At 42.8% G+C, this 20,229-nt stretch carries 22 protein-coding genes; 7 read left to right on the top strand and 15 right to left on the bottom strand.

Annotation, left to right across the window (positions count from 1 at the left end; genetic code table 11):
- Positions 1–58 precede the first annotated feature (58 nt).
- Together kynU and BM176_RS32965 are read left to right on the top strand one after the other, a co-directional pair.
- Entirely contained in the window at positions 59–1,339 is a 1,281-nt protein-coding gene (gene kynU / locus BM176_RS20930) for a kynureninase (RefSeq protein ID WP_255373557.1), read from the top strand.
- A gap of 10 nt (positions 1,340–1,349) precedes the next feature.
- Complete coding sequence (locus BM176_RS32965; RefSeq protein WP_255373558.1) at positions 1,350–2,606, top strand: 2'-5' RNA ligase family protein; 1,257 nt, start codon at positions 1,350–1,352, stop codon at positions 2,604–2,606.
- A 173-nt stretch (positions 2,607–2,779) separates the two neighbouring features.
- On the opposite strand, the gene BM176_RS20945 is transcribed toward BM176_RS32965, so the two are convergent.
- From BM176_RS20945 to BM176_RS20975, 7 genes are all read right to left on the bottom strand, one after another.
- Positions 2,780–3,166 (bottom strand): helix-turn-helix domain-containing protein, encoded by a 387-nt coding sequence (locus tag BM176_RS20945; RefSeq protein WP_090106285.1) that lies wholly within the window; start codon positions 3,164–3,166, stop codon positions 2,780–2,782.
- A 31-nt stretch (positions 3,167–3,197) separates the two neighbouring features.
- Entirely contained in the window at positions 3,198–3,374 is a 177-nt protein-coding gene (locus BM176_RS20950; RefSeq protein WP_218162255.1) for a type II toxin-antitoxin system HicA family toxin, read from the bottom strand.
- A gap of 161 nt (positions 3,375–3,535) precedes the next feature.
- Positions 3,536–4,543, bottom strand: coding sequence for a FecR family protein (locus BM176_RS20955; protein WP_090106287.1), 1,008 nt, complete (start codon positions 4,541–4,543; stop codon positions 3,536–3,538).
- Between the two features lie 4 nt (positions 4,544–4,547).
- Complete coding sequence (locus BM176_RS20960) at positions 4,548–5,207, bottom strand: RNA polymerase sigma factor (protein WP_177230475.1); 660 nt, start codon at positions 5,205–5,207, stop codon at positions 4,548–4,550.
- Positions 5,208–5,236: 29 nt separating this feature from the next.
- Positions 5,237–5,992 (bottom strand): head GIN domain-containing protein, encoded by a 756-nt coding sequence (locus BM176_RS20965; protein WP_090106289.1) that lies wholly within the window; start codon positions 5,990–5,992, stop codon positions 5,237–5,239.
- 156 nt (positions 5,993–6,148) lie between these two features.
- Complete coding sequence (locus tag BM176_RS20970) at positions 6,149–6,466, bottom strand: carboxypeptidase regulatory-like domain-containing protein (protein WP_090106290.1); 318 nt, start codon at positions 6,464–6,466, stop codon at positions 6,149–6,151.
- A 227-nt stretch (positions 6,467–6,693) separates the two neighbouring features.
- Entirely contained in the window at positions 6,694–7,434 is a 741-nt protein-coding gene (locus tag BM176_RS20975) for a Bax inhibitor-1/YccA family protein (RefSeq protein WP_090106291.1), read from the bottom strand.
- 251 nt (positions 7,435–7,685) lie between these two features.
- Here BM176_RS20975 and BM176_RS20980 point away from each other — a divergent pair, with 251 nt between their 5' ends.
- Both BM176_RS20980 and BM176_RS20985 read left to right on the top strand, forming a co-directional pair.
- Positions 7,686–9,536, top strand: coding sequence for a 2-oxoacid:acceptor oxidoreductase subunit alpha (locus tag BM176_RS20980; protein ID WP_090106292.1), 1,851 nt, complete (start codon positions 7,686–7,688; stop codon positions 9,534–9,536).
- Positions 9,537–9,765: 229 nt separating this feature from the next.
- Entirely contained in the window at positions 9,766–10,356 is a 591-nt protein-coding gene (locus tag BM176_RS20985; protein WP_090106293.1) for a DUF6134 family protein, read from the top strand.
- A gap of 270 nt (positions 10,357–10,626) precedes the next feature.
- Here BM176_RS20985 and BM176_RS20990 read toward each other — a convergent pair whose 3' ends face one another.
- The 8 genes from BM176_RS20990 to gldA form a co-directional block, all read right to left on the bottom strand.
- Positions 10,627–11,820, bottom strand: coding sequence for a Gfo/Idh/MocA family protein (locus tag BM176_RS20990; RefSeq protein ID WP_090106294.1), 1,194 nt, complete (start codon positions 11,818–11,820; stop codon positions 10,627–10,629).
- A gap of 101 nt (positions 11,821–11,921) precedes the next feature.
- Complete coding sequence (locus BM176_RS20995; RefSeq protein WP_090106295.1) at positions 11,922–13,148, bottom strand: nucleoside permease; 1,227 nt, start codon at positions 13,146–13,148, stop codon at positions 11,922–11,924.
- Positions 13,149–13,243: 95 nt separating this feature from the next.
- Positions 13,244–13,957, bottom strand: coding sequence for a YqjF family protein (locus tag BM176_RS21000; RefSeq protein ID WP_090106296.1), 714 nt, complete (start codon positions 13,955–13,957; stop codon positions 13,244–13,246).
- A gap of 10 nt (positions 13,958–13,967) precedes the next feature.
- Positions 13,968–14,615 carry an endonuclease III gene (gene nth / locus BM176_RS21005; protein WP_090106297.1) on the bottom strand — a complete coding sequence of 216 codons (648 nt, stop codon included), beginning with the start codon at positions 14,613–14,615 and terminating at the stop codon, positions 13,968–13,970.
- A 52-nt stretch (positions 14,616–14,667) separates the two neighbouring features.
- Entirely contained in the window at positions 14,668–14,889 is a 222-nt protein-coding gene (locus BM176_RS21010) for a hypothetical protein (RefSeq protein WP_090106298.1), read from the bottom strand.
- A gap of 158 nt (positions 14,890–15,047) precedes the next feature.
- Positions 15,048–15,317 carry an FtsB family cell division protein gene (locus BM176_RS21015; protein WP_255373559.1) on the bottom strand — a complete coding sequence of 90 codons (270 nt, stop codon included), beginning with the start codon at positions 15,315–15,317 and terminating at the stop codon, positions 15,048–15,050.
- Between the two features lie 177 nt (positions 15,318–15,494).
- Entirely contained in the window at positions 15,495–16,787 is a 1,293-nt protein-coding gene (eno, locus tag BM176_RS21020; RefSeq protein ID WP_090106300.1) for a phosphopyruvate hydratase, read from the bottom strand.
- A 61-nt stretch (positions 16,788–16,848) separates the two neighbouring features.
- On the bottom strand, positions 16,849–17,781 hold the full coding sequence (gene gldA, locus BM176_RS21025) for a gliding motility-associated ABC transporter ATP-binding subunit GldA (RefSeq protein WP_090106301.1): 933 nt from the start codon (positions 17,779–17,781) through the stop codon (positions 16,849–16,851).
- A 488-nt stretch (positions 17,782–18,269) separates the two neighbouring features.
- Between gldA and BM176_RS21030 the strand changes: the two genes are divergently transcribed.
- From BM176_RS21030 to BM176_RS21040, 3 genes are read left to right on the top strand one after another with little or no spacing between them, the layout of a single operon-like run.
- The gene (locus BM176_RS21030) at positions 18,270–18,845 is read left to right on the top strand and encodes a TerD family protein (RefSeq protein WP_090106302.1); all 576 of its coding nucleotides are present in this window, start codon (positions 18,270–18,272) and stop codon (positions 18,843–18,845) included.
- 21 nt (positions 18,846–18,866) lie between these two features.
- Positions 18,867–19,535 carry a TerD family protein gene (locus BM176_RS21035; RefSeq protein WP_090106303.1) on the top strand — a complete coding sequence of 223 codons (669 nt, stop codon included), beginning with the start codon at positions 18,867–18,869 and terminating at the stop codon, positions 19,533–19,535.
- 23 nt (positions 19,536–19,558) lie between these two features.
- Positions 19,559–20,197, top strand: coding sequence for a vWA domain-containing protein (locus tag BM176_RS21040; protein ID WP_090106304.1), 639 nt, complete (start codon positions 19,559–19,561; stop codon positions 20,195–20,197).
- Positions 20,198–20,229: the final 32 nt, after the last annotated feature.

The raw sequence follows: 20,229 nt of genomic DNA on the forward strand, positions 1-20,229 counted from the left end.
TTTAACCCGTATGTGATTGGAAGAGAAAACCGGGGTTTGAAGAACCAGAATAGAGAACATGGAAGCTGAATTTATGTTTGAGGTATCAAAGAAATTTGCTGAGGAACAGGATTCGAAAGATATAATAAGACCTTTTAGGGAACAGTTTTATTTCCCTCAGCGAAATGGTAAGAATGCAGTATATTTTTGCGGTAACTCATTGGGTTTACAGCCTAAGAATGTCAAGGCAGCTATAGATCAGGAATTATACGATTGGCAACAATGTGCAGTAGAAGGCTACTGGGGGGCAAAGAATCCCTGGTTATACTATCAGCAATACTGCAGCCGGCCACTTACGGGGATTTTAGGAGCAGATCAGGGGGAGTTGTCAGTGATGAATACACTTACAGTTAACCTGCATTTAATGATGATGAGCTTCTACAGGCCTACTAAACAGCGTTTTAAGGTGCTGATGGAGGCGGGTGCTTTTCCAAGTGACCAATATGCTGTTGAAACACAGGTTAAATTGCATGGCTTTGATCCTAATGAGGCAATCATCGAGGTATCACCGCGAATAGGAGAACATTTGATCCGGGAAGAAGATATTTTTAGGATAATTGATGAAGAAAGTAGTAGCTTAGCACTTATATTATTGGGGGGAATAAACTATTATACCGGCCAATTATTTAATATGGAGTCCATTACGGACATGGCTCATAAAGCAGGAGCCTTAGTCGGGTTCGACCTGGCGCACGTAGTAGGAAACGTACCTGTGAAGTTACACGATTGGAAAGTAGATTTTGCCGTGTGGTGCTCATATAAGTATTTAAATGGAGGCCCCGGAGCTGTAGGTGGAGCATTTGTACATGAAAAACATGCCCGAAACCGGAACCAGCCAAGATTAGGCGGCTGGTGGGGCAACGAAGAAGCCACCCGTTTTAAAATGGAAAAGGGCTTTGAACCCAAAGGCCGTGCAGAAGGATGGCAATTGAGCACGGCACAAGTATTTAACATGGTAGCATTAAAAGCCTCATTGGAACTGTTTGAGTCCGCTGGTATGGCCGCTTTAAGAGATAAGAGCATTAAACTCACCAATTATCTTGAATTCCTGTTAAAACAGATAGAAAACATAAACTTTGAAATAATTACGCCTAAAAATTGTAAGGAACGTGGCGCTCAGTTATCTTTGTTGTTCCATAACAGAGGTAAAGATATCCAACAAAAAATGACGGATGCTGGTATAATTGTCGACTGGCGCGAACCCGGAGTAATACGGATATCACCGGCGCCCTTGTATAACTCTTTTGGAGATGTATTTCATTTTTATGAAATAATAGCAAATATTGATTCAAACGCTTAATTAAGGTAAGATGACTTTTGAGAGAAACGAACGCCCCCGCAGGCCCTACTCTCCTCCTGGTGCAGATAAAGACCAAGATCCCAATAAGGAGAGACCAGGCGGTTACTACAAACCCGATTTTAATAATGAAAGGGAGGGCAGACCCGGTGGTTACAACCGGGACAATAATGACAGACCAAATTACAACAGAGACCGTGGTGAAGGCGGTGGTGGATATAATCGTGGCGGCGACCGTGATGGCGGTGGCGGCGGTGGATATCGTCCTCGCGACAACGGCGGCTATGGTGGTGGCGGTGGTTACAATCGCGATGGCGGTGGTGGCGGCTACAACCGTGGTGGCGACCGTGACGGCGGCGGTGGTGGATATAACCGTGGCGGCGACCGTGATGGTGGCGGCGGCGGTGGATATCGTCCACGTGAAGGCGGCGGCGGCTATGGCGGCGGCGGCGGTGGTTATGATCGCGGCGGTGGTGGCGGTGGCTACAACCGTGGCGGTGGCGGCGGCTACAACCGTGAAGGCGGTGGTGGCGGCGGCTATGACCGTGGCGGTGGCGGCGGTGGTTATAATCGCGGCGGTGGCGGCGGTTATGATCGTGGCGGCGGCGGTGGTGGTTACAACCGCGGTGGCGGTGGTGGCGGCTACAATCGCGGCGGTGGAGGAGGTAGTCGTCCGAGCTTCGGCGGCAACAGACGTCCTTTCACGCCTAAACCTGATAACAAGATCTACTTTATCGCCTTACTCCCTACTGCCGAAGTAGGTAAGGAGATCATCAAAATAAAACAGGACTTCGCTGAAAACTTTGGTCCGGTATACGCGCTGAAAGTTCTGCCGCATATCACCCTCCAGGTTCCTTTCACTGCAGACCCTGCATTGGAAAAATCCTTCTGCGATGAACTGGCCGAATTTGCTAAAACACAGGCACCTTTCGAGGTTTCCCTGAACGGTTTTGGTACTTTCCCGAACAAGCAGAACCGCGTACTGTTTATCAATGTTGAGAAAAGTGAAACAATGGGCGCCCTTCACAGGCAGCTGATCAACTTCCTTCGCAAGGAGTTTGGCTTCAGTACCATGCTGGCACGTACCGGTTTTACACCGCACGTAACAGTAGCTTTCAAAGATCTTGAAGATGCTCAGTTCGATAAAGCATGGCCTGATTACGAAAACAAAGAGTACAAGGCTACCTTTAAAGTTAATAACCTGTATTTCCTTCGTCATAATGGTAAATCCTGGGAAGTGTTGCAGAAATGCAAACTGGGTGGAGCCTGATAAAAGGATCACAAGAAAAATAAAGAGGGAGTCTGTTATACAGGCTCCCTCTTATTTTTTAGGGGATGATCAAATTTTTTGCGGAACAACTTAGAAATCATACACAGCTACCATTAACACCCTGATGCACTAAAGATTTGCGAGGGAGGATACTCCTAAGGTTAGAAATAATCCTATTTGAATTCCAGTTGAGTCAATTCCTTTCCCAGATCCTTAATACCAAGTAATATTTTCTGTGTTTGTTTCTCTGATGGAACCTTAATGCCGTTTGCATACTGGGAAAGCAACGATTGACTCATCCCAATGCGATCTCCCAGGGCTTTAGCATTAATTACATTGTAATATTCAAAGAATTGTTTTACATCCAGGCGAATTGAAATGTCCGTTTCAGACAGGTTTTTTAATCCTTTGTAATCCCGGTATAAGTTCATGGCATCAAGAATATTTTGCTTCAATTCTGCCATGTCTTTACCTGTCGTGCCTACAGGAATCTTATCATCCTCTGCATAGGCAGAAAAACCAGTACCGGTTTTCTCTACTTTAAATAAATACTTTTTCATACTGATTAATTGAGTTAATAAACACATAGGCTTATCTTAGCCCCGCTTGTTTTAGAATTTTCAACTCTAACCCCTTGCCCAGTTCGGCATTGCCGTGATCGGGAAAAATGATTTCCTGCTCTGGTTTGTCAGGGTGAGTCATAATCATATGACTTCCCTTTCCTTGTCTGAGTATTACCCATCCGGCCCGTAATAGTTTTCTCTTCATTTCAGAGCATTTCATTTTGAGGTTAGTTTGATATTCTATCGTTAAAGGTAATATATTAATTACTTTTCAGGAAATCGTAAGTAATGTTTCTATTACCTTTTTAAATAGGAAAAGCCGGGTTTCCCCGGCTCCTTTCTTTATCAACCTTAGCAATATTGATTCTATTGTATTTTTCTCCTTAACTTATATTGTCCCTGTTCTTTAACCCAGGAAAGATCAGCGGCAGTGGCAATCACATCCAATACGTCTTCCAGTTTTGGTGCATCAAAGAAATCACCTTTATAATCATAGTTGGCTACTGCACTATCTTCAATAATTATCTGCACATTATAGTATGATGAAAGCGTACTGATCACATCTCTCAGCGGAACATTGCTGAACCGGAGCACATTTTCTTTCCAGGCCATGAAGTTGGGATCAGCAATGGCTATCTCCTCCATTTGCTTATCTGTTTTGAAGATGGCCTTTCTTCCTTTGGTCAGTACCAGTCTGGTGGCAGACTTATCTTCCGTTTTACGGGACACCGCTACTTTTCCACTTAACACAGCAACTTCAACAGGTTGTGCATCATATGCCTTAATATCGAAAGAAGTACCCAATACCTGTGTTTGTGTGCTATTAGTATATACCACAAACGGGCGTGCCTGTTCATGTGCTACATCAAAGAATGCCTCTCCTTCAAGATAGACCGCACGCTCAGTGCCTGTAAGGTTGCTGGTATAGCGCAGGCGGCTATGCTGGTTCATAAATACTTTACTGCCATCAGGTAGCTTAACCTCTTTTTTCTCCAGCGCAGCAGTGGTGATGATAATTTCCTGCGGCTCACGAAGGATAAAATACATGGTAGCAGCACCTGCAAGCAATAAAAGTGTGGCAGCTATGCGTAATACATTACGGTAAGGGGAGATAGTCCTGACAGGCATTTCTGTTATATCAGGCTGGCTCTGGATCTGTTGACGGAACTTTTCCCAGTTACGGTTTGTATCCGGTATGTAATCCATATTGGTGGTAGCCGTCAGTTCCCAGGTTTTCCGGAGCTCGTCATAATAACGCCGGTTGGTTACATCTGCTTCCAGCCATGCCTGGAGAGTAGCCTGTTCCTCTGCGCTGAGAGTATTCTCCAGCTCACGGGCAATCAACGTTTCTATATCTTCAAAGGTGTTAGGCATACCATTAAAATTGTAAAAGTAAAGGATATAAAGAGGCTCCTGCTATAAAGAGGATGATCACTTGCAGGTAGTCCTGCAGAGATACCCGTAATTTTTTCAATGCTGTCATCATCTGATTTTCCACTGTTTTGATGGAAATATTCAGTGTGGTGGCAATTTCCCGGTATGATAGTTCTTCATAACGGCTAAGTATAAAGATCTCACGGCATTTCTCCGGCAGGCGGTTTATAGCCTGCTGAATATGCGTGGTTGTTTGCTGTAAACCTACACTCACGGGTGCAGCCATTGGTTCCAGATGATCCTCCAAAGGAAGATGGGTGCCACGGCGTTTGTTCTTATCCAGGTGATCCAATGCCATATTAATAGCTGCTCTGTGCAGATATGCTTTAAAATATACATCTTTCAGGGAAGCCCGCCGGTTCCAGATCTTTATAAATACATCCTGTGCCAGATCTTCTGCAGTAGCAGTATCCTGTACAATACGGTATATAGTTTTAGATACAAATGAGAACCAGGCTTTAAACAGCGTTTCCATGAACAGCTGTTCGTCTTCCTGTAGTAACTTTTGTAATCGGGCATTTTCCGGCATGGTGCAAAAATAACTTTTGTCCTTATTCCTGTTGTTATTGTTATCGACCTGACAGGAAAATGCTACTGTAGGCATAGCTTGCATGTGTGTGACGCTTTCGTACATTATAATTTTATAACTCTCCCAGATCCCTGTATATCTGAATTGACGGTTGGACTTCCTTTATACTTAACATTTCCGCTACCATGGATACTTACATCAAGTGCGTGTGAAACACTGAGTGTATGTCCGCCGGAGCCTTTTACGCTGATGCTGGCGTCGGAACATAGCAGATCTAACCCGTTTATATCTCCGCTGCCATTAATATCGCTGTTGTAAGAACTGGTACTACCGCACAGATTAACACTGCCACTACCATTTATGGTTGTTTCCAGTTTTATAGTCTCTAACGTAAAACGGGCATTTCCACTACCATTAATGGCATAAGCAAAATGAGCTGTATGTAATGTATCTGTATTATCAATATTGCCGGAGCCGGAAAAGTCAACGGAATGGTAAGTTGTATTTTTCAGGTTTATGTGAATATCTTTAAAGAAATTCAACCTTACTCCTTTTTTTAATCGTATGTGGAGGATGGAATCACGTACCTCTGTCTCTATTACACGCATCAGGTTATTTTCTGCAATGATTTCTACGCGTGTATCGGCAGCCTGTTGAAGGTGTACATAGAAAGGACCATCCACTGTCACATCTGTAAAATTGCCTGTTGGGCGTTGTTCAGTGATCACCATCCCTGATCCGGCAAGGACCTCTTTGGAACAGCCTGATAATATAAAGCTGAAGATGAAGAGCATCAGCAGCAACCAGCCTATACCAAGGCTGCTATATACTATTATGGTCTGTTTTTTTACTGTATACATAATGTTCGGGATTTATGCTATACAGTTATAACGGGGAGAAGATGTAATACCCCTAGAAGAAGCGCGGAAATGCTATAAAAAATGGAGCCGGCCATACTGAAGTATGGAACCGGCTTTTTGATTAACCCCTATGAAAACCAACTATTGCTATGCGTTTTATTCCTGTAGTTTGATCTCTCCGAGATCTGTTGTTTTGTCATCTTCCACTTTCACATTGGTGAACGTAACATCTTTAAAAGGATGTTTAGCTCCCACTATTACGGTGTATGTACCAGCTGTGGCACCCTGTACATTGAAAACTCCATCAGTAACAGGTGCTTTCAGGGTATCTGTTCCCTGGAAAGCCCATACCTGCGATGCAGCATCTGCTGGCGTTACTTTACCAGAGATTGAACCACTACCTGCATTTTTAAATGCAAAGGTTCCGACTGCTATCGTTGCAAGTAATAATATGCTAACTGATATCTTTTTCATATAAATATATTTCCAATTACCATGCCACAGCAGAGTAATATGTTTTTAATACAGTATTTAACAATACTTTACGAAACCTTTAACAGTAAAGGGTTTAGGTTTTAACAATGGTTTACATTTCATGTATTTTCAAGTGGGGAGCACTGCCACAATCTGACCCATTTGGGCAACAAAAAGCCCTCTTCTGCCAGTAGCGGAAGAGGGCTTTTTATAGCTTATAGTTGAGATTATCTTTTGTTCAGTTTAGATAGTAAGCGGAGAATTTCCAGGTATAACCATACTAATGTTACCAGCAATCCGAAAGAAGCATACCATTCAAAATATTTGGGAGCTCCCTGTGCCGCACCAGTCTCAATCATATCAAAATCCAGGATCAGGTTCAACGCAGCAACGGCTACCACCACCAGTGAGAAAATAATACCAATAGTGCTTCCTTCATGCAGGAAAGGTATATTGATATTAAACATCCGGAGTACCAGGGCCAGCAGGTAAAAAATAGCAATCCCGGCAGTTGCCGTAAATATAATAGCCCTGAATCTTTCAGTTGCGCGGATAATGCGAGCTCTGTAAAGAATCAGCATCCCAAGGAAAGTCCCAAAAGTAAGACCTACAGCCTGTAATACTATTCCATCATAAAGACCGGAATACATTACGGAAATAACGCCCAGAAATAACCCTTCTGCCAGCGCATAAGCCGGAGCCAGGTATGGAGCCCACTCTTTTTTAATAACAATAATGATCGCAAGTATAAAACCACCTATGCCTCCTACTAACAGGAATGGCATAATATTTTGTCCTCTGGCGGGTGCTCCCCAGGCGTAAACAGCAGCAGCCATCACCATCAACAGCAGAAATCCCATTTTAGTAACTGTACCATTAATAGTCATTACACCATTAGAGTGGTCAGCAGCAGCTTCCCGGAAAGTTTTTTCCTTTAGGACAGGGTTATTTGATTCAAATAATGCCATGGTATTAAAAATTTATATGGTAAAATTACGATTATGAATCGATAACAGATACAGTTCTTCTGTTACTGATTACTTAAAGTTATGTAGCATAACTTTAAACTATGACACCACCTTAGGAGAAAGTCTATTCACTTTGTGTACTTTTGTAATAATGACCGCTTTGAAAAGCATTTAATTATACGATGGATACTACCTTCCGAATTGTTAAATTTACAGCCTGAAAAATAACGGTCAGTTAAATAAGATAATAAATGTCAAATAGTTCGATTCAAAAAATAGAGGATGTAGTCATAAAGTTTGCTGGGGATAGTGGTGATGGGATGCAGTTGACGGGTACCCAGTTCTCCAATAATACTGCCCTGATAGGGAATGACCTGAGTACATTTCCTGACTTCCCGGCAGAAATACGTGCCCCGATAGGTACACTACCTGGTGTGAGCGGTTTTCAGTTGCACTTTTCGTCTAATCGTATATTTACTCCCGGCGATGCCTGTGATGTGCTGGTGGCTATGAATGCTGCTGCCCTGAAGGCAAACCTGAAAGCGCTTAAAAAAGGTGGGATCATCATAGCCAATACAGATGGTTTTGATGCCAAAAACCTTCGACTGGCTAACTACCCTGAAGGTGTTAATCCCCTGGAAGATGGCTCCCTGGCCAACTACCAGCTGCACACTATCGACGTGACAAAACTGACACGTGAGGCGCTGAAAGATAGCCCTATGGGGATGAAGGAGAAGGACCGTGCGAAGAATATGTTCGTATTGGGTTTCCTGTACTGGATGTACGATCGTACACTGGAAAGCACAGAAGCCTTCCTCAATGAAAAATTTGGCAAAAAACAGGATATCCTGGATAGTAACCTGAAAGTATTGCAAGCCGGATATAACTTCGGAGATACCGTTGAAGCATTCACAACCCGCTATCATGTGGAAAAAGCCCGCATGGAGCCAGGTACTTACCGTAGTATTACTGGGAATGTTGCCCTGTCGTACGGATTGGTGGCTGCCGGTCAGAAATCAAAGTTGCCGCTTTTCCTGGGTACTTACCCAATTACACCGGCTTCCGATATCCTGCATGAACTGAGCCGTTACAAAAACTTTAATATCCGCACTTTCCAGGCAGAAGATGAAATAGCCGGTATTACCTCAGCCATCGGGGCTTCCTATGGCGGACATATGGGTATTACCACTACTTCCGGTCCGGGAATGGCATTAAAAGGTGAAGCAATGGGACTGGCAGTAATGCTGGAAATACCTTTGCTGATCATAAATATTCAGCGCGGTGGACCTTCTACCGGTCTGCCTACCAAAACTGAGCAGTCTGATTTGCTGCAGGCTTACTACGGCCGTAACGGGGAATGTCCCATGCCGATCGTATCTGCTTCCACTCCTTCAGATTGTTTCGATGCTGTATTTGAAGCGTTCCGCATTTCAGTACAGCACATGACCCCGGTAATTTTCCTGAGTGACGGGTATATTGCCAATGGTTCAGAACCATGGCGTTTCCCACAGAGCGCTGATCTTCCTGAAATCGCCGTGAAGTTCAAGAAAGGGCTCGAAGAAGGAGAAGAACAGTTCCTGCCATATCACCGTGATGAGAACCTGGTCCGTCCGTGGGCTGTACCTGGTACCCCAGGACTGGAACACCGTATTGGTGGTTTGGAAAAGCAGAACATTACCGGTAATGTAAGCTACGATCCGGAAAATCATCAGCTGATGGTAAGAATCCGTCAGGAGAAAATTGATAAGATCGCAGATCATATTCCACCGCAGCAAATAGAATTAGGTCCTGAAAAGGGTAAGGTCCTGGTGCTGGGCTGGGGATCCACTTACGGTGCTATCAAGAGTGCCGTGCTGGAACTATTGGCAGAAGGTCATCAGGTGGCACATGCACATATCAGGTATCTTCGTCCTTTCCCTAAAAATCTGGAAGAGATCCTGCATAGCTATGACAAGATTCTGATTCCAGAAATCAATAATGGCCAGCTGATCAAAATTATCCGTGACCAGTTCCTGATCGATGCCCAGGGTTATCACAAGATCATGGGGGTACCTATCACAAAGAGTGAGCTTGTGATCAAGATCCGTGAAATGCTCCAATAATAGCAATATAAAATCTTTATAACTATATAATAAAAGGAGGGTATCACCCTCCTTTTATTATATAGGGTTTACACCGAAAGCATAAATCGTTAACCCCCATAAAATTTATATTTTGTATTTTTAATAACCTTATATGTTGATATGGGTATTATATCCGTCTGTCAGTATAACAAAAGGGACAACTGTACGTTAGCTATATAGTAGCATTTACTTAGCCAAATTCCTTATTATGAGAGGCTTTACCCTGACCTGCATATTTATTACACTGTTTACTTTCACCAGCGGCTTGTTATATGGCCAGAACCACGAGTATGAAGTTCGTTATGCAAATCATGTTATAGGCAATGTGAGTGCTCATTGCAAACTAAATGGTACTGCAAAGAATATTTCGATTCAGAGTAAAGTAGACATGCGACCACTTACCCGGTTTAACCTGGATATTTCCTGTGAATTTGATAACAGCATTATGATCAGGTCAAAAGTGATCCGCACAGGTAAAGAGGGCGATAATAAGTCCATTATAACCCAGCGGGATGGGAAGAACTATTCCATCATTCATAATGGAGAGAAGTCCATGCTGAATAATACTGAAATCGTACATTCTGTATCAGAATTGTACTTTATGGAACCTCACCAGATCTCCCGCATTTATTCCGAAACCTTAGGAGCATTCTTAACCCTCAAAACATTGGGTAATGGATTATATGAGCTAAACCTTCCAGAAGGGAAAAAGAATGTATATAAATATGAAAAAGGTGTATTGGTGCAGGTAGAAGTGAGCCAGCCCTTTGGTAAGGCATTTATTGTAAGGGTAACCTAAAAAACAATGGGTCAAAATAAAGGATCGTTTAAATAGAGCATTGTCTCCATTAGAAAAACCAATGAATTCAAAAAAGGAAGGCCCTGAGAATCGCTTAAACAACCATCATGTTCCCGAATGGAAAGAGGTTGTACCATGCTTGATACAACCCCTTTTAAAAAAAATCTATTGATTAAAGTCGACTAAAAAACCTATCCTTCCGGGTAGATGATGATGGAGACGAATTCGCTTTTATGCGATTCTTAATTCCTCCATTTTTATTCGACAATTCTATTCAATTACTTTCTCAATAATCAGTCCACTCGCCTTATCTTTCAGAATGAGTTTCTTTGCGCCAAAGTGTGTCATTTCCTCTTTCACGAGATAATATTGCGCGTCATATTCAACGAGTGTTTTATGTTTTTCCACTCCTACCTGACCACGCCATATTTCCAGTTGTACAGGTTCCCACAATTTTGAAGCCGCACTACGGTAAGCCGCATCCAATATAGCATTCACTACATAGCCGTCATAGAATGTTTCTCTTGCCGGACGGTTACCTTCTATAGCATGAAACATATCTGCAAACATGTGATTATATCCCAGCTCATTCAGTTCATCTCCTACAGGAAATAACCAGCCACTGTTGCTTTCCGCTTTTTCTGCCACGTAATCAGCGCCTTTGCCCGTGGTGAACATATCAAAGCCGGTGCGTAAAAAACTATTGAGCCAGATAGTACCCTCTGTACCCATTACTTCATCACGCAGATCAAGACCGCCGCGGAAGGTCCAGCTCACTTCAAATTGTCCGATCGCACCGTTCTCATATTTCACAAGACCGATGGCATGATCTTCTGCATCAATGGGTTTCACCTGTGTATCTGCCCAGCACATTACTTCTACCGGTTTAATATCCTTGCCAATAAAACTGCGTGCAATCTCTACACAATGGCAGCCCAGGTCAAGGATACATCCGCCACCTGCCTGTTCTTTATCCCAGAACCATTCGCTGTGAGGGCCAGGATGTGTTTCACGGGATTTGGCCCACAGGATGCGTCCAAGAGCGCCGTTTTTTACACTCTCCAGCGCCTTTGAAAATTTGGGAGTGTATACAAGATCTTCCAGGTAGCCATTAAAGATACCCGCTTTTTCAACTGCTTCCAGCATACGTTTGGCCTCTGCGGCATTGCGCCCCAGGGGTTTGGTACAGATTACACCCTTTTTGTGTTTACAACAGAGCATTACTGCTGCTTCATGCAAATTATTAGGTAATGAAATACAAACAACATCTACATCGGGGTGAGCAATGGATTCCTCCATATCGAGTGTCCAGTGTGCAACATTATAATCTGCTGCAAATTTCTTTGCACTCTCTTCCCGACGGGAATAAATACTGACAATCTTATCCTTGCTTCTTTGTCCCTGCAGTGAATCTGCATAGAAACGACCAATGAAGCCGGAGCCCAACATTGAAATACGTTGCATAATTATCTGATTGGATAAAGGTGATGAAAAGAAAACTCCGCAGCAGAACTTCTTTAAGAGGGAGTTTTGCTGCGGAGTGATATATTAAACATAACGGTTTATTACGCTGCTTGTTTTTTGTTGTCACGGAATAATACCATGAACAGTAGGAACACTACCAGGGCAATACCTGCAGGTATCAGCCAGATCTGACGCCAGAAGTTCTCAACAGGATTACTTGTGTAGTAATCAGTAATTAATCCGGCTACCCAGAAACCGATCAGCATACCGACACCATAAGTTGCCAGTGTTATTAAACCCTGTGCTGCACTTTTGTATTTTTCTCCAGCCTGTGCATCGGTATAGATTTGTCCGGATACAAAGAAGAAGTCGTAACAGATACCATGTAATGCAATACCAATCAGCAGCATAAAGGACAGGTCGGTTCCATTACCATAAGCAAAGAGTGTATAACGAACAGCCCATGCCAGCATACCCACCAAAATGGTTTTCTTAAAACCGAATTTGCTGAAAAATACAGGTATCAGCAACAGGAATAATGTCTCAGAAACCTGGCCAATAGCCATTTTAGCTGTAACATTTTCTATCCCTGTCTGCTCTATGAATTTATGCGCATTCTGATAGTAGAATGCCAGCGGTATACAAATGAGTATGGAAGAGATGAAGAACACAAGGAAGTTCGGATTCTTCAGTAATTTAATAGCATCCAGTCCAAGGAGAGATCCGATGCTGTCTTTTTCATTTTTACTTTTTACAGGAGGGGTTTTAGGTAGTGTAAAGCTGTACAGGCCAAGAATGAGGGAAGCTACACCGCCCATTGCAAAAGTATTTTTTAATTGTCCTGCTTCCATGCCATCTTTCCCATCCCAATGGAAGACATAACTGATCAAAAGACCTGCTACGATCCAACCGATTGTACCCCATATACGTATAGAGGAAAACTCTTTTTCAGGGTTTGTCATCTGACGGAAGGAAACAGAGTTCACCAGAGCTAATGTAGGCATATAACCTACCATATAGCCAAACACATAAGGGAAGAACGTACTGATATCATCTGCACGGAACATCAGGTACATCAGGCCAGCACCGATAAGGTGCAGCACTCCCAGAATCTTTTCTGCATTAAAGTATTTGTCAGCTATCAGTCCTATAATAAACGGGGCAATAATGGCGCCGTAAGACTGAGTGGAAAATACATTGGCTGTTTCCTTTCCATTAGCATGAAGATTTGCTCCAAGAAACGTCCCTAATGTAACGAACCATGAGCCCCAGATGAAGAACTCAAGGAACATCATAAATGATAACTGAATACGCGTACCTGATTTCATAACGATTTTAGTCTTTATAGCTTGATAAAACTTTAGCGCTAAAAGATAAGTAAAATATTATCGAATTTCCAATTATTAGGTATCAGTGGCGGTTGTTATAATATTTTTTTAGGCATAACAGTTATAGCAGAACCTTCAGCCAGCAAGGCAGAAATGGGTGTTTGCTGCAGCATTGGAACAAAGGCAGACCCATATAATGTCTCCGTATCACAGTCATAGCTGTACTCCCTAACAGGATGTACTCTCCATTGAGGATGGGTTACCTGGTACTCGCCGGTATGTGCCGTACCCATATGAGTATATCCCCAGTAATGATCGGTAATAAAGGAGGCTTCACTGCCTTCGGAAATAGGCAATGCCTCTTTGCCAGCAATGGCTTTCAAATGATTCCAGTGCGGGCCTGTCTTCCATTCATAGGCGACTTCCAGTTGACTGTCAGTATGTTTCCAGGAATGACGCATAACATGGGTGGCATACTTTTCCTTATACACAGTATTTGCTACGAAGGTGATCATCCTTTTCGGTACCAGTTCCTTTATAAATACAACCCCCCGTTTCCAAATACCGGCTTCCTTATACCGTACATAAAAGCGGAGGTTTACTTCTTCAAAATGACGGTGAAAGGGAAGAGATAATCCCATTACCCGGGTATTGGTAAACAGGAAACCAACCAGGCTGGCATAGTGAGTGTTGTTCCATGTATCCAGTTCTGTATGATGGGGTACATATTGTTGTAATACAGCAGGATCTGCTTCAAAATTGATCATGAGCAGGTTACGCCACTCAGCAGTGAGAAAGGGTTTAGCCATGGTAGTATTATTAGTTCCCCCGTACAAGTGAGTGGTAGTACTTACATACCGGCCTTAATCCGCATTCACCGCATTTGGGTGTACGTGCCACACAAACATAACGGCCATGTAATATTAGCCAGTGATGGGCAATATGTACTTGCTCTTCGGGTATATATTTCAGAAGTTGTTTTTCTGTTTGAAGCGGAGTGGTAGCATTCGTGGTAAGACCAATCCGGGCCGATACCCGGAATACGTGAGTATCTACCGCCATATTGGGCTGATGATGCACAACAGAGGTGATCACGTTTGCAGTTTTACGGCCAACGCCGGGCAGGGTAACGAGTTCTTCCACAGTAGAGGGGATCTCACCATGAAAATTTTCCACAACCAGCTGAGCCATACCTATCAGGTGTTTGGTCTTATTGTTGGGATAACTGATACTGCGTATAAGAGGGAAAAGGTCGTCGAATGTAGCATGGCTTAATGCTTCAACATCCGGATAATTCTTGAAGATAGCGGGCGTAGTCATGTTGACGCGCTTATCTGTACATTGTGCAGACAGGATCACCGCTACCAGTAATTGGTAAGGATTGTCGTAGATCAGCTCCGTTTCAGCATTGGGAGCATGTTCTTTGAAGTAACTGAGTACAAAGGCAAAGCGTTCTTTCTTTGTCATACCTCGCAAAGGTAGGGCAAATTGGGAGCAAACATAGCTGTTATACGGCCACTTATTTTACCGGTTGCGTTTTCTTAGCGTAATCGGAGATTGCCTGCAATGTCTCAGGTCTTGGTGAAAAACTAATTGTATCAAGTGCTTTACGTGTTTGATTAAAACAAATTTGTTCTTCACGTGATAGTTCCGGGTCTTGATTTGTCATTTTGTTGTGTAGTTTATTGGCGCTATCAGTTACAGGATATAAAGTAGAAAAAAGGTGTGTAGAATTCCCCATGCAAATATATTTTAATGTAAAAGATTAATTCATAACAGTATAACGGAGATTGTGCAGAATGTATTGTCAAATTAAACGAAATATTTCGAAACTAAAAATAACAGGGATAGGTGGAAAGAGGGGAAACGGGCTACAGTGGGGATAACGTTCTTTTGGGCTTATTTTTTCTCGGTAATGATGAACAGATCTTCATCATCTTTCTTCATCAGGTATTTTTCTCTGGCAAACTTTTCCAGCTTCTCCGGACTGGATAATAGTTCCTCCTGCTCTTTCCTCGTCTGGTCTATTTCATTCTGGAAGAAGGCCTTCTGATCTTCAAGTTTGTTTACTTCAGACCGTAACTCGTACTGAGACAGGAAATTATTACGGTCCATTGAAGACAGCCATACCACGAAAGCCACGGCAGCAATGAAAAACTTGTTTTTCATGTAAGCGGGTATTTTTATGGATTTAAGCCAGGACATAATAATATAAGAGGAATGAGTTTTAAAAAAAGTCCGGGTTTTGAAGTAACTCAAAACCCGGAAATATCGACCACTAGCTAAAATATCGGCAATCAAAGATCACAAAACTCTAAAATTGATGCGCGAAATCCAATCTATAGTTTACTTCTTACCAAATTTAATGGATTTTCCCGGATAAAAAGCTACCTCGTCCAATTCCTCTTCAATACGGAGTAACTGGTTGTATTTAGCCATACGGTCTGTACGGGAAGCAGAACCAGTCTTGATCTGACCACAGTTCAGTGCTACTGCCAGGTCAGCAATAGTGGTATCTTCAGTTTCGCCGGAACGGTGACTCATGATTGAAGTATAACCAGCTTTGTGGGCCATGTTTACTGCTTCGATCGTTTCAGTAACAGTACCGATCTGGTTTACCTTAACCAGGATGCTGTTAGCAATGTTCTGGTCGATACCTTGTTTCAGACGTTTAACGTTGGTTACGAACAGGTCATCACCTACCAGCTGTATTTTGGTACCTAAAACTTCGGTCATTTTTTTCCAGCCAGCCCAATCATCTTCAGCCATACCGTCTTCGATAGAAACAATAGGGTATTTATTGCACCACTCAGCCCAATAAGCAACCATTTCATCGCTGCTGATCACTTTCTGAGAGCTTTTGTAGAATTTGTAAGTTTTGGTAGCCTCATCGTACATTTCGCTGCTTGCAGCATCCAGTGCAATACCTACCTGCTCACCTGGTTTGTAACCAGCTGCTTCGATAGCCAGCAGTACTGTTTCGATAGCTTCCTCATTGCTCTGGATTTCAGGAGCAAAACCACCTTCATCACCTACGTTGGTACTGTAACCTTTCTTTTTCAGAACGGATTTCAGGTGATGGAATATTTCAACGCCCCAGCGCAGACCTTCAGAGAAAGAAGGAGCACCAAAAGGAACGATCATAAATTCCTGGAAGTCGATTTTGTTATCAGCATGTGCACCGCCGTTGATGATATTCATCAAAGGAACAGGAAGGGTGAAACCGTTTACACCACCCAGGTAACGGTACAGGGGCAGGTTAGCTTCGTCAGCAGCAGCTTTTGCAACAGCCATGCTCACTGCCAGGGTTGCGTTAGCGCCCAGTTTGCCTTTGTTTTCTGTGCCATCCAGCTCAATCAGAAACTTGTCAATACCGGCCTGGTCCTTAATATCCCATCCAATAAGTTCCTCAGCAATAATATCGTTGATATTGTTTACAGCTTGCAAAACGCCTTTACCCATGTATACGGATTTGTCGTTATCGCGGAGTTCAACAGCCTCATGCTTGCCTGTAGAAGCGCCGGAAGGTACGGCAGCACGGCCAAAATGACCGTCTTCTGTGGTTACATCTACTTCTACTGTTGGATTTCCACGGCTGTCAAGGATTTGCCTGGCATGGATTTCTGAAATGGTACTCATCTTTGTAAAGTTGTTTTATTATTTTAAAAAAGCTTCAAGTTGCAATATGCAAGCGTCGCTGCTATATTGTAGCTTGAGGCTTGTCGGCCGTTAGTTGCCTGAATATCGCTTCCAGGCTTTGCGAATTGCTCTGCAAAGAAAGGATGTTCCGGTTATTTATCAAAGCAAATTGTAAGAGGTTTTTCTGCACCTCTTCTATATTGGCTGCAAATAGCTGCCATGTCTGGTTATCCTGCTGTTTGATGCGGGTTACTCCTCCCAGTTGCTCCAGATCAGCTGCCGAAGGTAATGGTTCCCCAAAGGATACCTGTATATAACCATTTTCGGAGCCTCCTTGTTGCAATTGCTGCAAAGAATCATCCGCAATGATTTTTCCTTTGTTAATAATGATCACTCTGCTGCACATTGCCTCTACTTCCTGCATAATATGCGTGCTCAGCACCACCGTCTTATTCTGCCCCAGTTCCTTAATCACCTGGCGGATGTCTGCCAATTGATTAGGGTCCAGTCCTGATGTAGGTTCATCCAGGATCAGCACTTCCGGATCATGTAGCAATGCCTGGGCCAATCCCACCCGCTGTTTATAACCTTTTGAAAGAGCACCTATCTTTTTCTTGCTTTCAGGGAGCAAACCTGTCAGTGCAATGATATCGGCAATGCGTTGATCACTTTTCTTACCAAGTTTATGTACCTGAGCAATAAAACCCAGGAACTCCTTTATATACATATCAAAATACAGAGGGTTCGCTTCCGGCAGATAACCGACACGTTGCCTTACTTCTATGGGATGGGTAGTCACATCATAACCGCAAACGCTGGCCTGACCTCCACTGGGTGGCAAATAGCCGGTGATCATTTTCATGGTCGTGCTTTTGCCGGCACCATTAGGTCCCAGAAAGCCTACCACTTCTCCTTTATTGAGAGTGAAGGAGATATCGTCCACCGCCCGCTGTTCCCCGTATACCTTGCTTAACTGTGTAACTGTGATTGACATAAGGTTTTCCGCTTTGGCGCGGCTAAAGTACGGAATTTAATTGTTCCCTGTAAGCGGATAATTGTTATTAATTACGATCCAGGTAAATGAGTTTAAAATGATAACAGATGATTATTAACTATCATTTTAGAAGATATTTGTATTGCTGTAAAGTGTTGGATTTCATAATAGGAACAGCATAGTATAAATGTATTTTTGCGCTTATCGGGATAATACATTTCCTGTTAGCTCATTTAAAAAAATAAAATTTAGTGGCTGGTTTCTTTACAACGGGTGGAGTAAAGCATTAAAATATAACAAAATCTTTTACCAAATTAGGCTCCGAATACTTAAATTTAAAATATATTCACGGCCTATATATGCGAAAAATATAAATTGCTAATGCGTGATAATAAACCTGATGGGACTTTAAGGTACTACCGCTTAATGATACTGCTTTGTTAATCAACTAAATTCATGATTATTAAACCCAGATAAATATACATTTAATGCCTATTAACTTACAAAAGGGACAAAAGATTGACATAGGACTTTCCAACATCAGCGTGGGTTTGGGATGGAATCCCAATGAGGGTACAGGTGGGGCTTTTGATCTTGACGCATCAGCGTTTATGATAGATGCCAACCGGGTAATACCAACAGAAGGGTATTTCGTTTTCTATGGCAATACCACTTCTCCCGATGACGCGCTGCATCATACAGGTGATGATCCTACAGGGGGCAACAGTGCTGAAGGAGATGATGAAATTATTAAGATAGACCTCTCTAAAGTAAATCCCGATATCAAAGAAATCCTGTTCGTGGTAACGATCCATGATGCAGTTGGCAGAAGACAAAACTTCGGACAGGTACGTAATTCGTATATACGTATCGTTAATGAGGCAAATGGCGAAGAAATAGCCAAGTACGAATTGGGTGAAGATTTCTCAATAGAAACAGGTGTTGAATTCGGACGACTCTATAACCGTGAAGGTAAATGGCGCTTTGAGGCCTCCGGTATCGGATACAAAGAAGACCTGGCCTACTTCCTGGCTAAATATTACAAAGGACAGATCATTAAGTAGTATAAAAAAAACAAAAAAAACATGGCAATAAATCTTGTAAAAGGGCAAACGATAGACCTTCGTAAAAACGATAAAGGTGAGAGCTTCGATCTGACAACTGTAACCATCGGATTAGGATGGGATATCCGTAAAAAAAGCGGCGGTTTTTTAGGGAAATTATTAGGTGGAAAAGAAGAAGAATTTGACCTTGACGCAATTGCATTTCTGCTGGATAAAAATGGTAAAGTAGCTGACCTGGGTAAAACCGTAAAAACAAATGATGGCCGCAACCTCAGTTTATACCAGGGTGATGTGATCTTCTTTAACAGTATGAAACATCCTTCCGGTAATATCTGGCTCACAGGCGATAACCGCACGGGTGCAGGAGATGGAGATGATGAGCAGATCATTGTAAAACTGGATAATCTTGATCCTAAATACGATAAGATCCTTTTCGTTGTATCTATATACCAGGGCCGTCAGCGTAACCAACATTTCGGAGGCGTAGAAAATGCATTTATCCGTGCAGTAGACAGCAAAGGAAAAGAAATTGCAAAATTTAATCTCTCCGGCGAAGCCGCTTATAATAATATGTGTTCAATGGTATTTGCAGAAGTGTATCGTAAAGATGGCACCTGGAAATTCAGGGCAATAGGCGATCCTCAGCCTGCAGACAGCTTTGTGGATATCCTGAAAAGTTATGTTTATTAATTCACGTTTACTATTCGTCGTTCATGAGAAGATTACCGGTTTACTTAGTGTTGGATACATCAGGATCTATGAGCGGAGAGCCCATAGAAGCTGTTAAGAATGGTGTGCAGGTATTAATATCAACTTTAAGGCAGGACCCTTATGCACTGGAAACTGCTTTTATCAGCGTCCTCACTTTTAATAGTGAGGCACGCCAGTTGATCCCGTTAACCGATTTGTCTTCCTTTCAGATGCAGGAAATAAAAGCATCAGGCGGTACCTCCCTGGGAGCTGTGCTGCAATTGCTGGCAGATTGCATCAGAAGAGAAGTAATCACCTCTACACAGGATGTGAAAGGAGACTGGAAACCATTAATCTTCCTGATGACAGACGGAATTCCTACGGATCAGTGGCAGCAGGGATTAAACGCTTTTAAAAATAGTAAAACCGGTATCACAGTTGCCTGTGCTGCCGGTAACGGAGCAGATGTAAATCTTCTGAAACAAATAACAGATACAGTGGTGTCTCTTGATACAGCAGATGCTGCTGCGATCAAAGCCTTCTTTAAATGGGTGTCTGCTTCTGTAAGTACTGGTAGCCAGAAAATAGAAAGTGGAGGAAAAGAGGTAGCAGGACTGAATGAACTGCCTCCTCCGCCTCCGGAAGTGAATATTGTTGTTTAGCAATGGCATTAACCCTTTAAATATGTCCTTTT

The sequence above is a fragment of the Chitinophaga sp. CF118 genome, assembly GCF_900112615.1.
Taxonomy (GTDB): domain Bacteria; phylum Bacteroidota; class Bacteroidia; order Chitinophagales; family Chitinophagaceae; genus Chitinophaga.